Genomic DNA, 15,043 nt, shown 5'->3' with positions numbered 1-15,043 from the left:
CCCCCAGTCATCGAGGGTATGCCCTCCGAGAAGGAGAAGATGCTCGCGGGCGAACTGTACGACGCGAGCGACCCGGAACTCGTCGCGGAACGAAAGCGCGCGCGGCGGCTCACGCGCCTGTTCAACGAGACCGACGAGACCCAAATCGAACGCCGCGAGGAGCTGATTCGGGAGCTGTTCGGGGAGGTCGGCGACTCGTTCGAAATCGAGCCGACGTTCCGCTGCGACTACGGCTACAACATCCGCGTCGGCGAGCGGTTCTTCGCCAACTTCGACTGCGTCTTCCTCGACGTGTGTCCCATCACGCTCGGCGACAACTGCCAGCTCGCGCCGGGCGTTCACATCTACACCGCGACCCACCCGCTCGACGCCGCGGAGCGAATCAAGGGCCCCGAGTCGGGGGAGCCGGTGACCATCGGCGACAACGCGTGGCTCGGCGGCCGGGCGGTCGTCAATCCCGGCGTCACCATCGGCGACGACGTGGTGGTCGCCTCGGGTGCGGTCGTCACGAAGGACGTGCCCGACTCGGTGGTCGTCGGCGGTAACCCGGCGCGGGTCATTAAAAGGCTGGACTGACTGGGGACGCGCCGCCGAGTCGGCGTCATCGTCGCGTCGCCGTCGCGCGATTCTCGCGGATTCGGGAGCGTGCGGTGCTCTGGCACACGATGTTCCCTCCGAAATGGTTTTGAAGTACGCTCGCACACGGTCAGTATGCCGACGGACGAATACGACCCAGAGATGGGGCGCAAGTTCATTTTCGTAACCGGGGGTGTCATGTCCGGTCTCGGGAAGGGTATCACGGCCGCGAGCACCGGCCGACTCCTGAAGAACGCCGGGTTCGACGTCACCGCGGTCAAGATTGACCCGTACCTGAACGTCGACGCCGGGACGATGAACCCCTACGAGCACGGGGAGGTGTACGTGCTGAAAGACGGCGCTGAAGTCGACCTCGACCTCGGGAACTACGAGCGGTTCCTCGGCGTCGACATGACCGCCGACCACAACATCACGACGGGCAAGACCTACCAGCACGTCATCCAGAAGGAGCGCGACGGCGACTACCTCGGGAAGACGGTCCAGATTATCCCGCACGTCACGGAAGACATCAAGCGCCGCATCCGCGAGGCGGCCGAGGGGACCGACGTGTGTATCGTCGAGGTCGGCGGCACCGTCGGCGACATCGAGTCGATGCCGTTCCTCGAATCGCTCCGCCAGTTCGCCTCCGAGGAGGAAGACGGCGACGTGCTGTTCACGCACGTCACGCTCGTCCCCTACTCGAAGAACGGCGAGCAGAAGACGAAGCCCACCCAGCACTCCGTCAAGGAGCTTCGGAGCATCGGCCTCCAGCCCGACATCCTCGTCGGCCGCGCCGACGACAAGCTCGAACCGGCGACGAAGACCAAAATCGCGCAGTTCTGCGACGTGCCGGACGCCGCCGTGTTCTCCAACCCCGACGTGCCGGACATCTACCACGTCCCGCTGATGGTCGAAGAGGAGGGCCTCGACGAGTACGTCATGGAGCGACTCGGCATCGCCGACGAGGCGCTTCCGAAGGAAGACCGCGACAGCCGCTGGCGCGAGCTCGTCACGGCCGACCGAACCGGCTCGGTCGACATCGCGCTCGTCGGCAAGTACGCCCTCGAAGACGCCTACATGTCCATCCACGAGGCGCTCAAGCACGCGGGCATCGAGTGCGGCGTCGACGTGAACATCCTCTGGGTCGACTCCGACGAGATGCTCGACAAGCACGAAGAGCGCCTGAAGGACGCCGACGGCGTCGTCGTCCCCGGCGGCTTCGGCTCCCGCGGAACCGGCGGGAAAATCGAAGCCATCCGCTACGCCCGCGAGAACGACATCCCGTTCCTCGGCCTCTGTCTGGGCTTCCAGATGGCCGTCGTCGAGCAGGCCCGGAACGTCCTCGGCCACGAGGACGCCCACTCGGCCGAACTCGACCCCGACACGCCGTACCCCGTCATCGACCTCCTGCCCGAGCAGTACGAGGTCGACGAGATGGGCGGCACGATGCGCCTCGGCGCGCACGACACCGACATCGACGCCGGCACGCTCGCGGAGGCGGTCTACGGCGACACCTCCTGTACGGAGCGCCACCGCCACCGCTACGAGGTGAACCCCGAACTCATCGACGAACTCGAGTCCGAGGGGCTCCGTTTTTCCGGCCGCGCCGAAAACCGCATGGAGATTCTCGAACTGACCAACCACCCGTTCTTCTTCGGGACGCAGTTCCACCCCGAGTTCCGCTCCCGACCCGACCGCGCGAGCCCGCCGTTCCTCGGCTTCCTCCGCGCGGTCCTCGGCGAACTCGACGCGCGCGAACTCGGCAACGAAGAGGTGACAGCATAATGGTAAACGTAGACGAATTCATCGAAGACGCGACCGCATCGATTCGTGACCAAATCGGCGACGAGCACGCCATCATCGCCCTCTCGGGCGGCGTGGACTCCTCGGTCGCCGCGACGCTCGCCTACGAGGCCGTCGGCGAGCAACTCACCCCGGTCTACGTCGACACCGGCCTGATGCGCAAAGGCGAGACCGAGCAGATTGCGGACACCTTCTCCTTCATGGAGAGCCTCCGCGTCGTCGACGCCCGGGACCGATTCTTCGACGCCCTCGACGGCGTCGTCGACCCCGAAGAAAAGCGCAAGGTCATCGGCGAGCAGTTCATCCGCGAGTTCGAACGCGAGGCGAAAGAGACCGACGCCCAGTACCTCGTACAGGGGACCATCTACCCCGACCGCATCGAGTCCGAGGGCAACATCAAGTCCCACCACAACGTCGGCGGTCTGCCGGACGTGGTGGACTTCGAGGGCATCGTCGAACCCGTCCGCGACCTCTACAAGGACGAGGTCCGCGAGGTCGCCCGCGCGCTCGGCCTCGAGTCCATCATCGCCGAGCGGATGCCGTTCCCGGGGCCGGGCCTCGCGGTCCGCGTCCTCGGCGAAGTCACGCCCGAGAAGGTGCAGGTCGCCCGCGACGCGTGTCACGTCGTCGAAGACGAGACCGAAAAGCACGAGCCGTGGCAGGCGTTCGCCGCCGTCATCGGCAAGGGCACCGGCGTCAAGGGTGACAACCGCGTCCACGGTTGGATCGTCTCGGTCCGCTCCGTGGAGTCGCGCGACGGCATGACCGCCCGCGCGCAGGAACTGCCGTGGGACACCCTCCAGCGCATCCAGTCGCGCATCACCGGAACGAACGAGAACGTCGCCCGCGTCGTCTACGACGTGACCCACAAACCGCCGGCGACCATCGAGTACGAATGACGACGGCAGTCGTCGCGGGGACCGACCCCGACGGACTCGGCGAGGCGCTCGAAACCGAGGGCGCGACGGTCGTCCGCGTCAGCGGTATCGCCTCCGCCGACTCGCTCGGCGAGGCCGGTATCGAGGACGCCGACCTGTTCGTGCTCACCGATATGGACGACGCGACGGCCATCTCGGTGGCGAAGGAACTGAACCCCGACGTGCGCGTCGTGACCTACGCCTACGACTCCCTCCCGGAGTTCGCCACGGCGCAGGCCGACCTCGCCATCGACCCGAACCTGCTCTCGGTCGACGTGGTCGCCGAAGAACTCGTCTGAGACGGTCAGGAACGCCTGACTGTCTCGACCCGAAGAGTTTTTTCAATGATTGATTTGTAGAAATATTGATGACTTTATGGACCTTCATGACGGTTGCAACTGTCGTCTTTCTCCCGGCGAACGATGCTGAAGAGCCTCGGCGCGACCGGACTGCTACTCGCCGGCGGCGCGACGACCGCGGCGACACGGCCCCGATTTCAGTTCGCCCCGCTTTCGTTCTTCCTGCGCTTTCGAACGCTCGGCCCACCCTCTTCGACCGCCACGAGAGTCGAAACCGGCCGACAGCGGCGGGTGACTCCGGCCCGCGTTGCCATGGTCGAAACCCCCTTTTGGCGTCCCCGCCGATAGCCGGTGACATGGTCCGGGTCTCGACCGGCGCGCGCATCCACTTCGGCTTCCTCAATCTGAGCCTCGCCCGCGACCGCCTCTACGGCGGCGTGGGCGTCGCGCTCGACGAGCCGCGGGTGGTCGTCGCCGCCGAGCCCGCGTCCGAGGTTCGGTGTCGGCATCCCGCCGCCCGCGAGTACGCCGAGCAGGCGGTCGAACTTCTCGGCGTCGAGGGCGTCGACCTCTCGGTCGAGCGCACCCTGCCGCGACACGCCGGCCTCGGGAGCGGGACACAGCTCGCGCTCGCGGTGTTGCGGGCGGTCGGGGCCGCGACGGGCCGCGAGGCCGACGTGCGCCGACTCGCCCCCGAGATGGGTCGCGGCGGCCGCTCCGGCGTCGGCGTCGGCACCTTCGAAGCCGGCGGGGCCGTCCTCGACGCGGGCCACCCGACCGCGCGGTTCACCACCGACCGACCGGAAGACGGTTCGTGGTCGGTGCCGGCGGTCGCCGCCCGACACGAGATACCCGACCGCTGGCGGTTCCTGCTCGTCGTCCCCGACGTGGACCCCGGCCGCAACGGCGCGGCCGAGGAGTCGAGCATGCGCTCCGTCGTCGAGCGCGCGGACGCACAGACTGGCGACCGAATCGCCGGCATCGTCACCAGACGACTGCTCCCGGCGCTCGCCGAGGGGTCCGCCGAGCGCTTCGGCGAGGCCGTCGAGTCCGTCGGCCGGCTCAACGGCACGTGGTACGCCGACGAGCAGGGCGGCGTCTACCGACCGCCGGTCGGCGCGCTCGTCTCGTCGCTGTCCGAGTCGCCGGTCGTCTACGGCGCGGGTCAGTCGTCGTGGGGGCCGACCGTCTACGGCGTGACCGACGCCGACCACGTCGACGAGGCGGTCGAGGCGGGGCGGGCAGCGCTGGCTGACGCCGACATCGACGGAAGCGTCTCGGTCGCCCGCGGGCGGAACCGCGGCGCGAGCGTGGAGTGAGTGCGGGGGGCGACGGGGCGGGAGCGCCGGCGGCGGAACCTCGCGTCGCGCTCCCCGAAACGCCTAACCGACGCGGCCGAGTCGGGTTCGATATGTCTCAAATCCCCTTCGGCGTCCCCCGCCTCGACAGCATCATCGGCGGCGGCGCACCCCCGGGGAACGTCGTGCTCCTCGCGGGCGAGTCCGGCGCGGGCGCTCGGGAGTTCCTCTACACGAGCGCGACGATGAACGCCCTCTCGCACACCGACGAGGAGCTGTTCGACCTCCACTACGGCTCGCTCGCGGACACCGCGACGCCGCCGCCGGAGATTCACTACGTCTCGTTTACCGCCGGCGAGGAGTACCTGCGCCGCGAGATGGGTTACACGATGGACGACGAACTCGTCGAATCCGCGGTCGAACACATCGAGTTCCACGACCTCTCGCCGGAGTACTTCCAACTCAGCCCGATTCCGCGCGAGTGGTACCTCGGCCAGCCGACGAAGTTGGAGGACCTCGGCCACCGACACAACCGCGAGTCCGTGCTGGGCGCGCTGGGGACCACCCTGAGTCAGCACGCGCCCGGCAACCTCGTCGTCATCGACTCCCTGACCGACCTCGTGGCGAGCCAGTCCGACGAGATGACGTGGTCTGACATCGCGATGGTCATCAAGGGACTGGAGAAAGCCTCCTACCAGTGGGGCGGGCTCATCCTCGTGCTCGTGAGCACCGAGGCGCTCTCGAAGACCGAACTCGGCGTCCTCAAGGGCGCGACCGGCGGCTCGCTGCTTTTCGAGTGGGAGTCCGGGGGGTCGAAGCGCGCGCGGACCATGGTCGTCCAGGAGTTCCGCGGCGTGCTCGCCCGGTTAGAGAGCGAGAACATCGTGCAGTTCGAGACCGAAATCAACGAGAGCGGCCTCGACGTGAGCGACGTGCGGAAGATTCGCTGATTCGACTGTCGAATCACCGAACAGTCGCGAATTCGGGGATAGTTCTTAAGGCTGCGTAGACAAACTGGAAACGAAGATGGAAGGGGAAGACGGGGTGTCGCTCCCAGACGACCTCCGCACGTGGGTCGAGGCGCGCGCCGACGAGGAGGGCGTCGACCCGGAGACGGTGCTCGCACGGGCCCTCGGGACCTATCGGCTCGCCGTGAGCGACGCGGGCGAATCGCTCGACGGCGCGGACGCGGTCTCGGACCGCCTCGGCGGGGTCGAAGCGCGCGTCGATGAGCTCGAAGGCGAACTGGACGAGAAGATATCAGACGTTCGGATGCGCGTCGTGCAGGTCAAGCGCGAGGCGGACGAGAAGGCTCCGCGCGACCACACGCATCCGGAGTTAGACGCCGAACTCGACCGACTGGCCGACGACGTGCGCGCGGCTCGGAACCGCGTGACCGACCTAGACGAGCGGGTCGACGCCGGCTTCGAGAACTTCGAGGAGATTCTCACCTACCTCGACGAGACGACCGCGACGCTCGACGAGAATCTCCGGACGGTCGCGCGGACGCTACTCGACCTCCGCGGTCGGGCGGCCGACCTCGAAGCCGCCGGCCTCGAACGACAGGCGCTCGCCGAACTCCTCCGCACCGCGAACGCGGCCGGCGAGAAGAAAGCGCGATGCGAGGAGTGCGACGAGACCGTCCACCTGGACCTGCTCGCGGAGCCCCGCTGTCCGTCGTGTCGGTCCCCGTTCCGCGAGCTGTCGTCCTCGCCCGGTTTCTTCGGGTCGGCGACGCTCCACACCGGCCGGCTCCCCGCGCTGGAATCGGCGGACGACGCCCGCGCGACCGACGAGGTCGCCGACCTCCTCGACGAGGCGATTACCGGCGTGGTCGACGACGCGACCGACGGCGACGACGACCGATACGCCTCCCGGGAGGAGGAGTCGGCTCAGCAGGGTGCCGCGGCGGGGAGCGAACACGGCGACGACTGAAGACTCACGAGGACGATGACCGACGACAACTCAACAGACGACGCGGCGGAGGGCGAGCCATCCGTCTCCGGCGACCGCGACGACTCATTCGGACGCGCCGACCCGGGAGACGACAGCGCCGAAGCCGTCCGCGCCCCGGACGGAAGCCGCGACGGGCGAAGCGACGACGCCGACTCGGCCCCGCTTTCGGACCTCGCCGGACGCGTGGCCGAACGCCGCGCTCGCTCGCGCGTCACCGACCAGCGCGACGAGACGGACGAACTGTTCGAGTCGGTCGAGGTCGGCGAACTCGACCGCGAGGACGTGTGGACGGCGCTCGTCGAAGGTGAAGACGACGAGCGCGCGACGGCCGTCGGCGTCGGAGCCGAGGCCACCCCCGTCGACGACGCCGACGGCGTCTCGGACCACGTCGTCCCCAAGACCGAGTTCTGCCAGCGCTGCGAGCACTTCGGCGACCCGCCGGCGCTCGCGTGCCACCACGAGGGGACGACCATCGTCGAACTCGAAGACAGCGACCACTTCCGGGTGCGGAACTGCCCGATGGTCGAGAAAGACGACTGACTGCGGCGCGGCGGGTCGGTTCTGATTCTCCCGACAGCGCGGAGTGACAGCTTCTTTGCCCTCGGTCCGCTACCGGCGGGTATGCAGTTCTGCGACGAGTGCGGTTCGATGATGGTGAGCCAGAACGGCGCGATGACCTGCACGAACGACGACTGCGGGGGGACCGCCGAGCGCGACGAGGAACTCGCGGCGGAGTTCGTCTCCACCGAGGCGCAGTCGGGCGACGAACTCATCGAGACCGAAGAGGGCGCGGAGTTCGAGGGCAAGCCCACCGCGAAGGACGTTCACTGCGACGACTGCGGCCACACCAAGGCGTGGTACACAATCAAGCAGACCGGGTCTGCCGACGAACCGCCGACGCGCTTTTTCAAGTGCCAAGAGTGCGGCTATCGGTGGCGGGAGTACAACTGAGACCCCGCCCCCCGACTTCTCCACACACTCACACCTTACCGAGCCGAGTCACCCGTCTCCCAACTCCGCGGCCGTCACCGCACCCGGCCCGTCCTCGACTTCGTCCTCGGAATCGGCCGCGAGCGCGTAGCCGTACGGAAGGAGCAACAGGCTCCCGAACCAGCCGACGACGAGTCCCAGAGCGCCGAATATCGTCCCGACGAGGCCGATTGCGACGGCGTCGGCCGCGATGACGACGACGGTGAGCGCGACGCTCCAACCGACGAGCGACTTCCACGACCCGCGGCGGATGCAGAAGCCGGCGAACAGTCCGAAGGCGGTCACGGCGCCGATGCCGGGAACGAGGACGTAGCGCATGCCGAGCGAGCCCGTGTTGGTGAGCGTCGTCGCCAGCCACATCGCGACGAGCGTGCCGGGGACGACCAGTAGGGCGGTTCGGCGGTCCAGCGGGCGGGCGCGGCGGCGCATCCGGATGGCACCGAGGAGGCCGAGACCGGCGACGGTGTACGCCCAGCCGATGGGGTTGAACAGGAACCCACCGATGACGGCGAGAAAGTTCCCGAGAATCTCGCCCTCGTTCGCGGGGGAGACGAGATAGTGCGCGTCGCCGCGCTCGTAGAGCCCCGGCACGACGAACGTACTGTTGGTGACGGTGCCGCCGTCGATGGCCTCGCGCACGTCGGCGCTGGCGTTCGCGGCGGGCGACGACGCCGCGGCGGCGACGGTCTCCCAGTCGGTCGGGTCGAGTTCGATTGTCGCACGGACCGGGTCGCCCGAGACGTTCAGCGAGAAGCGGTAGTACCGGCCGTCGTAGACCGCGAACTCGGCGTCTTCGTTCACGTCCGAGAGAGTCATGTACGCCTCGGGCTCGATATCGCCGTCGTACCGGCCGGTCCGGGCGGCGGTGGCGACCGGCTCTCGGAGTTGCGGCGTCCGGTTGACCGTCGCGGCGAGGTTGACCACGCCGGGGTCGTAGGAGGCGACGAGGCCGGGCGGCGAATCGGCCGTCACCTCGTCGGCTTCGTACGTCGATTCGAGCGAGGAAGTAGAGGTGGCGACGGCGAACGACTGACTCAGCGCGACGCCGACGAGGAGGAGGGCGACGACGGCGGCGAGTCGCTTTCGGGGGACCATACGCCCGGCTTCGGAGCCGAGTCAAAAATGTCGTTCGGTCGAATTGTCATCGGTCGTTTCGTCGCGGGTCGCTGGCGTCGGAGGCGACCCCGTCTCCCACCCTCGTTCTCACTCGACGCCGAGGTTCGCGAGGAGGAAGTCGGCGACGGCGGCCGCGACCTTCGCCTCTTGGCCGACGAAGAAGTGGTCGGCCGCGAACTCGACGACCGGTTGGTGGTACTCGCGGGCGCGCTCGACGACGGGTTCCCAGTCGGCGACGTCGTCGCGGGTGCCGTAGACGACCTGCACGGGCACGGGGATGCGGTCGAAGGCCGCGATCGCGTCGAGGTCGTCGGCGAGTCGCCCGGCGGGGCCGAGCGCGGAGACGGCGTCCACGGCCGCGCCCTCGGCGGCCGCGAGGAGCGCCATCGCGCCGCCGAACGAGAAGCCGAACAGGCCCACGCGGTCGTAGCGTTCCGCGGCCCACTCGACCGCCCGGAGGGTGTCGGCGCGCTCGCCATAGCCCTCGTCCCACGCGCCGTAATCGAAGCGGAGGCAGTCGACGCCGCGGGCGGTGAGCGCGTCGCTGACGGCGACGAGGCGGCCGTCGCCGCGGTGGCCTTGGTGTTGTGGATGGGGCGGACAGGCGACGACGACGGCGTCGCTTCGGGTCGCCGGGTCGTTCGTGCCGTCCGCACCGTCTTCGCGGGCGCGGTCGAGGGTCGCCCGCACGTCGCGCCCCCCGGGAACGAGAATCGTCTCGGTCATAGAGACAGGTTGCGCTGGTGAGGTTTTAAGCCGAACGTCGCGTAGTAATTGGGTATGGGAATTCTCTCTCGCACGTCGTACGTCATCCGGTCGAAGATAAACGCCCTCCTCAACCGTGCGGAGGACCCGACCGAGACGCTCGACTACTCCTACGAGAAGATGCGCGACGAGCTACAGCAGGTCAAACAGGGTATCGCCGACCTGACCACCCAGAAGAAGCGACTGGAAGTTCAGAAGCGCCGCCTCGAAGAGAACGTCGAAAAGCACAACGATCAGGCCCGCGAGGCCGTCCAGCAGGACCGCGAGGACCTCGCGCGCAAGGCGCTCGAAAAGAAGCAGGCGAAGATGAGCCAAATCGAGGAGCTGGAGACCCAAATCGCCAGCCTGCAGGAGACGCAGGACCAGCTCGTCAACAAGAAGGACGAACTCCAGAGCCGCATCGAGGAGTTCCGCACGAAAAAAGAGACGATGAAGGCCCGCTACGAGGCCGCCGAGGCGTCGAGCCGCGTCTCCGAGGCCATGTCCGGCGTCGGCGACGAGATGGCCGACGTGGGGCGCGCGCTCGAACGCGCCGAGGAGCGCACCGACGAGATGGAGGCCCGCTCGGCCGCGATGGACGAACTCATGGACTCCGGCGCGTTCGACGACGCCCTGTCGGACAAGGACTCCATCGAGCGCGAACTCGAAGCCGGTCGCTCCAGCGCCGAGGTCGACACCGAACTGGAGACGCTCAAAGCCGAGATGGGCAAGTCGTCCGGGTCGTCGGACGCCGAAAGCGAGAGCGCCGCTGACGCCGACGTGGACGTCGAGACCGACGTGGCCGACGAGGAGGTCGAAGCCGAGCTCGAAGAGCTGAAGAACGAAGACGACTCGTCCTCTTCCTCCTGAGCACGCCCGCCGTCTCAATCTCTCTCGCCGCCTCAACCGCTCCGCCCCCCTACCGCCCCCACCGTCCCGCGACTCGGTCGTCCCTCCGACTAATCGCCAGTACGCACTTGACCCCACCCCGCGATAGCTTCGTCCATGTCGAACACCGGCGGCCCGTCGGCCGGCGAGCCCGACGACACGATGCGGGAGCGCGGGACGACGAGCCGCGCGAAACTACGCGCCCTCCTCGACGCGGACCGCCGCGTCGTCGCCGCGGCCCCGCTCGTCGTCATCTTCTGTAGCGTCGTCGTCCTCGGCCAACTGGACCCGACCCCGCTCCGGGTCGCCGTCGAGGCCTCGGACCCCATCGAAACGCTCGCGCAGGGGCTTCTCACCGCGATTATCACGGGTGTCACGCTCGTCGTCACCATCAATCAGCTCGTGCTCTCGCGCGAACTTGGCCCGCTGGGCGACCAGCGCGACCGGATGAAGGGGTCGATGACCTTCCGCGAGGACGTGGCGGACCTGCTGGACGCGCCGGTCGCGCCGCCGGAGCCCTCGGCGTTCCTGCGCGCACTGGCCGAGGGTATCGCGTCGCGGGCGCGGGCGGTCGAAGAGACGCTCGGTGCGGACGGTGACGCGGGCGAGAGCGGCGACGCGGACGCGAGCGACGTCGACGCCGCCGACGACCCGACGACCCGCGTCCGCGAGTTCGCCGAGGAGGTCGAGTCGAACGCCGAGGCGGTCGCGGGGCGCTTGGAAGGCCGGCAGTTCGGGACGTTCGCGGTGCTGTCGGCGGCGCTGGACCTGAACTACTCGTGGAAAATCTATCAGGCGGCGCGGCTCCGACGCGTCCACGACGCCGACCTCTCGGCGGAGACGAAGACCGCGCTGTCGGAGCTTCGCGACGCGCTCGAACTGTTCGGCCCCGCCCGTGAGCACGTCAAGACGCTCTATTTCCGGTGGGAACTGGTCGACCTCTCGCGGACGATGTTCTACGCGGCGGTCCCCGCGCTCGTGGCGAGCATCGGCGCGATTCTCTTTCTCGACGACCCGACGACGGTTACGGGCGCGACGCTCGGCGTGTCGAACCTGCTTCTCACGGTCGCGTTCGTGGTGGCCGTCTCGCTCGCGCCCTTCGCGGTGCTCGCGGCCGCGGTTCTCCGAATTTCCACGGTCGCCAAGCGGACGCTCTCTATCGGGCCGTTCGTGCTCCGGTCGGAGACCCGCGAAGACGACCTCGACTGGGAGTCCTGAGGGAGTCGGAGGTCCCGCGACGACGTCGCGGCGTCACCGCGTCCGCGTCACCGACGCTGTGCGCCGGTTCCCGGGCGGTCGAGCGCGTCGAGGTCGATTTCGCCGTTCGGCATCGGGACGCCCTCGTAGGGGTCGTCCGCGAGGAGGAGCGAGCCGTCGAGGTCGGCGTAGTCGAGCAGCGGCGCGAGGTGACAGCCCGCCGCGATGGCGGCGTTCGTCTCTATCATGCAGCCGAGCATGACTTCCAGCCCGTGGGCGCGGGCGGCGTGGACGGCGCGTTTCGCCTCTGTGAGGCCGCCGCACTTCATCAGTTTGAGGTTCGCGATGTCGACCCGGTCGGCGATTTTCGGGATGTCGTCGGCCGTGATACAGGACTCGTCGGCCGCGATGGGGAGCGCGCCGTGGTCGTAGACGAACTTCAGCCCCTCGCGGTCCTCCGCGGGGACCGGCTGTTCGACGAACTCGACGCCGTGGTCGGCGAGGAACTCGGTCATCTCGACGGCCTCGCGGGGCGTCCACGCCTCGTTGGCGTCGACCCGGATGGTCACGCCGGGGGCCTCGTCGCGGACGGCCTCGACGATAGCCCTGTCGCGGTCGGTGCCGAGTTTGACCTTGAGCACGTCGTAGCCGGCCTCGTAGGCCTCCGCGGTCTTCTCGCGCATCGTGTCGAGGTCGTCGAGGCCGACGGTGTACGACGAGGTGGGCGTCTTCGAGGGGTCGAGCCCCCAGAGACGGTACAGCGGGACGCCGAGGCGCTTGGCCGCGAGGTCGTGGAGAGCGATGCTCACGGCGGTCCGCGCGGCCGGGTTGCGGCGGACCGTCTCGGCCATCTCGCGCTCGATGCGGTCGATGGCGTGGGCGTCGCCGACCGCCTCGACTACCGAGAGCAGGTCCGGAAGCACGGCCTCGACGGTGTCGGCGGTCTCGCCGTAGTGCGACGACGGGGCGGCCGCGCCGACGCCCGTCATGCCGCCTTCGTCCTCGATTCGGACGACGACGTTCTCGGCTTCGGTCTGGACGCCGCGGGCGATGCCGAACGGCTCGGCCAGCGGCATCGAGACGCGCTCGAACTCGGTCGCGAGCATCTAGAACACCTCGTCGACGAGGTCGGCCGAGCCGAACCGGACGGGGTCGACCGCGGGGACGCCGAGTTCGTCGGCGAAGGTGTCGACGGCCTCGGCCGCCTCCACGTCGTCGTCGACGTGGGAGGTGTTGAGCATCCCGGCGACCACGTCGGCCTCGTGGACCGGGGCGGCGAGGTTCTCGTACAGCGAGACGTACTCCGAGAGGTCGGGCAGGGCGAACTCCTCGTAGCCGTGAATCGCCTCGCGGGTGGCCTCGTGACAGAGAACGAGCTTGTCGGCCATCGAGCCGTGGAGGATGCCGCAGGTGACCGCGGAGTACGCCGGGTGGACGATGCTTCCTTGGCCCTCGACGAACAGCACGTCGTGTTCGTCGCCCTTTTCGAGAATCATCTCCTCGACCGCGCCGGCGGTGAAGTCGCTCACGACGCGGTCGACGGGGTTGCCCCACCCGGCAATCATGATGCCGGTCTGGCCGGTGGGGATGAAGCCCGCGTCGATGCCGCGCTCGCGGGCGGCCTCGACGAGTTCGAGCGTCGCGGTCATCTTGCCGACCGAGCAGTCGGTTCCGACGGTGAGGACGACTTCCGCGTCCACGTCGGCCGATTTGCCCTGCGCGACGCCGAGGTCGTCGTGAGGCTTGCGAACGTCGTTGATGTCGCAGCCGTGTTCGTCGGCGAGTCGGACGAACTCCTCGTCTTCGGTGAGGAAGTAGTGGAGGCCGGAGATGAGGTCGCAGCCGCGTTCGAGGGCGGTGCGAACGTCGTCGCGCCACGTCTCGTCGAACGCGCCGCCGATGGGCGAGATGCCGATGAGGAGGGCGTCGGCGTCGGGCGCGTCGGCCATCGAGGAGACGACCGGCACGTCGGGGAGGTCGCGGCGGTGATCGGCGGCGGAGGTGCCGGGGTTGTCGCGGTCGAGGACGGCCACCACGTCGTAGTCGGCGTACTTCAGGACGCCCGTGGCGGTCTTCGCGCGGTCGGGGAACTTCTCGTGTGCGAGGACGACGACTCGCTGTGGGTCGCTCATACTGGGTGACACTACGTGCCACCCTAAAAGGTGGGACGGTTCGGCGGCGACCGTCGGGTCGCGTCGCCGAGTCGTCTGCGACTATTCGGGACGACAGGGAGCGCACCGCGGCGTCGCCGCCGGCTCAGAGCCGGTAGAGCCGCGTGGTCCAGAACTCTCTGGACGCCTCCGTGAGCGCCACTTCGGGGTCGCCGCTGGCGTCCACGGTCGCGGTCAGCGCGGCCCGGTCGCGGAACTCGCCGAGGACGGTCCGCTCGCCGAGGACGACGAGGTCGACGTCGCCGCCGGCGGCACCCGCGCCCGCGCCGGAACCGCCGTCGAGGAACTCGTCGAGCGCCTCGTGACAGCGGTCGAGGTGGTCGTCGATTTGGCCCTCGCGGATGCGCTCGAATCGCCCCTGCGAGAACCCGCCTTTCGAGTGGGCGGACTTCACGTCGCTCTCGAAGCCCTCGACGAACGAGAGGTCGCCGCCCTCGTAGCGGCCGAGAGCGAACAAGTCGCCGCGGACGAGCGCGACGACGGTGGTCTCGGTCGGGTGGAACCACGCCGGGTCGAGGTCGAAGCCGTCGCTCCACGCGTCGAAGCCGTCGGGTTGCCGCGGCGGTGAGAGCGCGACGGTCACGACTTCGGCGTCGTCGGCGAGCGCGACGCAGGGCGCGGCCCGTCGGACGAGCGAGGCCCGGTCGCCGAAGGCGGACTCGACGGCCGAGGGGAGCGAGCGGTCGTCGGTGACGGCGGCGGTGAGCGCGCCCTCCGCGTCGGTCGAAAGCGAGTCGAGGCGGGACAGCACCTCGCGGAGACGGTCGCCGCGGAGGTCCTCGGTGCCGCGGTAGTCGAGAGAGTCGTCGTCGCCCGAGAGGCGTTCTACGCGGTCTTCGAGTTCGGTGATGCGGTCTTCGAGGCGGTTGACCTCCTTCTCGGCTTCCTGTCGCGCGCGGGCCGCCTCCGTTCGGCGCTCGGACTCGCCCTCCAGACGCCCGGCTAGCGCGTCGCGTTCGTCTTCCAACTCGGCGATGCGCGCTTTGAGTTCGGCTCGACCCAACAACTCGTCCAGCATACACGGACGCGTGCGGGCCGACCACTTGAGCGTTCGGACGCGAGGCGGACGGCGCGGGAACCCGCTCGCC

16 protein-coding genes are annotated in these 15,043 nt (G+C 68.8%); 11 read left to right on the top strand and 5 right to left on the bottom strand.

Going from position 1 to position 15,043, the window contains the following annotated elements; translation table 11 throughout:
* Window positions 1-18 precede the first annotated feature (18 nt).
* The 9 genes from C5B91_RS12095 to C5B91_RS12050 all read left to right on the top strand — a co-directional run bounded on the left by C5B91_RS12095 (window position 19) and on the right by C5B91_RS12050 (window position 7,800).
* Window positions 19-576 (top strand): maltose acetyltransferase domain-containing protein, encoded by a 558-nt coding sequence (locus tag C5B91_RS12095; RefSeq protein WP_115819383.1) that lies wholly within the window; start codon window positions 19-21, stop codon window positions 574-576.
* Between the two features lie 135 nt (window positions 577-711).
* Entirely contained in the window at window positions 712-2,361 is a 1,650-nt protein-coding gene (gene pyrG / locus C5B91_RS12090; RefSeq protein ID WP_008095181.1) for a glutamine hydrolyzing CTP synthase, read from the top strand.
* Complete coding sequence (gene guaA, locus C5B91_RS12085) at window positions 2,361-3,278, top strand: glutamine-hydrolyzing GMP synthase (protein ID WP_008095180.1); 918 nt, start codon at window positions 2,361-2,363, stop codon at window positions 3,276-3,278. Before pyrG ends, guaA begins: the two co-directional genes overlap by 1 nt.
* Complete coding sequence (locus C5B91_RS12080) at window positions 3,275-3,595, top strand: NAD-binding protein (protein WP_008095179.1); 321 nt, start codon at window positions 3,275-3,277, stop codon at window positions 3,593-3,595. The genes guaA and C5B91_RS12080 overlap by 4 nt, the downstream gene beginning before the upstream one ends.
* 356 nt (window positions 3,596-3,951) lie before the next feature.
* Window positions 3,952-4,914 carry a beta-ribofuranosylaminobenzene 5'-phosphate synthase family protein gene (locus C5B91_RS12070; protein ID WP_008095178.1) on the top strand — a complete coding sequence of 321 codons (963 nt, stop codon included), beginning with the start codon at window positions 3,952-3,954 and terminating at the stop codon, window positions 4,912-4,914.
* Between the two features lie 92 nt (window positions 4,915-5,006).
* Entirely contained in the window at window positions 5,007-5,843 is an 837-nt protein-coding gene (locus C5B91_RS12065; protein ID WP_004974790.1) for an HTR-like protein, read from the top strand.
* Between the two features lie 76 nt (window positions 5,844-5,919).
* Window positions 5,920-6,828, top strand: a complete 909-nt coding sequence (locus tag C5B91_RS12060; protein WP_008095176.1) for a hypothetical protein — start codon at window positions 5,920-5,922, stop codon at window positions 6,826-6,828.
* Between the two features lie 15 nt (window positions 6,829-6,843).
* A complete protein-coding gene (locus C5B91_RS12055; protein WP_115819382.1) occupies window positions 6,844-7,389 on the top strand; it encodes a hypothetical protein in 546 nt (181 codons plus the stop codon).
* 81 nt (window positions 7,390-7,470) lie between these two features.
* Window positions 7,471-7,800 carry a transcription factor S gene (locus tag C5B91_RS12050; protein ID WP_004042747.1) on the top strand — a complete coding sequence of 110 codons (330 nt, stop codon included), beginning with the start codon at window positions 7,471-7,473 and terminating at the stop codon, window positions 7,798-7,800.
* 48 nt (window positions 7,801-7,848) lie between these two features.
* Here the strand turns inward: C5B91_RS12050 and C5B91_RS12045 are convergent, their stop codons facing one another.
* Together C5B91_RS12045 and C5B91_RS12040 are read right to left on the bottom strand one after the other, a co-directional pair.
* A complete protein-coding gene (locus C5B91_RS12045) occupies window positions 7,849-8,934 on the bottom strand; it encodes a hypothetical protein (RefSeq protein ID WP_049967783.1) in 1,086 nt (361 codons plus the stop codon).
* Between the two features lie 108 nt (window positions 8,935-9,042).
* Window positions 9,043-9,681, bottom strand: coding sequence for a dienelactone hydrolase family protein (locus tag C5B91_RS12040; RefSeq protein ID WP_115819381.1), 639 nt, complete (start codon window positions 9,679-9,681; stop codon window positions 9,043-9,045).
* 54 nt (window positions 9,682-9,735) lie between these two features.
* Here C5B91_RS12040 and C5B91_RS12035 point away from each other — a divergent pair, with 54 nt between their 5' ends.
* Both C5B91_RS12035 and C5B91_RS12030 read left to right on the top strand, forming a co-directional pair.
* Window positions 9,736-10,569, top strand: a complete 834-nt coding sequence (locus C5B91_RS12035; protein WP_115819380.1) for a PspA/IM30 family protein — start codon at window positions 9,736-9,738, stop codon at window positions 10,567-10,569.
* A 135-nt stretch (window positions 10,570-10,704) separates the two neighbouring features.
* Entirely contained in the window at window positions 10,705-11,805 is a 1,101-nt protein-coding gene (locus tag C5B91_RS12030; protein ID WP_115819379.1) for a hypothetical protein, read from the top strand.
* Between the two features lie 47 nt (window positions 11,806-11,852).
* On the opposite strand, the gene C5B91_RS12025 is transcribed toward C5B91_RS12030, so the two are convergent.
* The 3 genes from C5B91_RS12025 to C5B91_RS12015 form a co-directional block, all read right to left on the bottom strand.
* Window positions 11,853-12,890: a dipeptide epimerase gene (locus C5B91_RS12025; RefSeq protein WP_115819378.1), complete on the bottom strand. Its 1,038-nt coding sequence runs from the start codon at window positions 12,888-12,890 to the stop codon at window positions 11,853-11,855.
* Window positions 12,891-13,916 (bottom strand): DUF1611 domain-containing protein, encoded by a 1,026-nt coding sequence (locus C5B91_RS12020; protein WP_049967786.1) that lies wholly within the window; start codon window positions 13,914-13,916, stop codon window positions 12,891-12,893. It lies immediately after the preceding gene.
* Window positions 13,917-14,040: 124 nt separating this feature from the next.
* Window positions 14,041-14,973 (bottom strand): Vms1/Ankzf1 family peptidyl-tRNA hydrolase, encoded by a 933-nt coding sequence (locus C5B91_RS12015; protein WP_115819377.1) that lies wholly within the window; start codon window positions 14,971-14,973, stop codon window positions 14,041-14,043.
* Window positions 14,974-15,043: the final 70 nt, after the last annotated feature.

The organism is Haloferax sp. Atlit-10N (genome assembly GCF_003586325.1).
Classification (GTDB): domain Archaea; phylum Halobacteriota; class Halobacteria; order Halobacteriales; family Haloferacaceae; genus Haloferax; species Haloferax prahovense.
The sequence above is the reverse complement of the archived record's forward strand: the minus strand, read 5'-3'. Positions and strand labels throughout refer to the sequence as shown.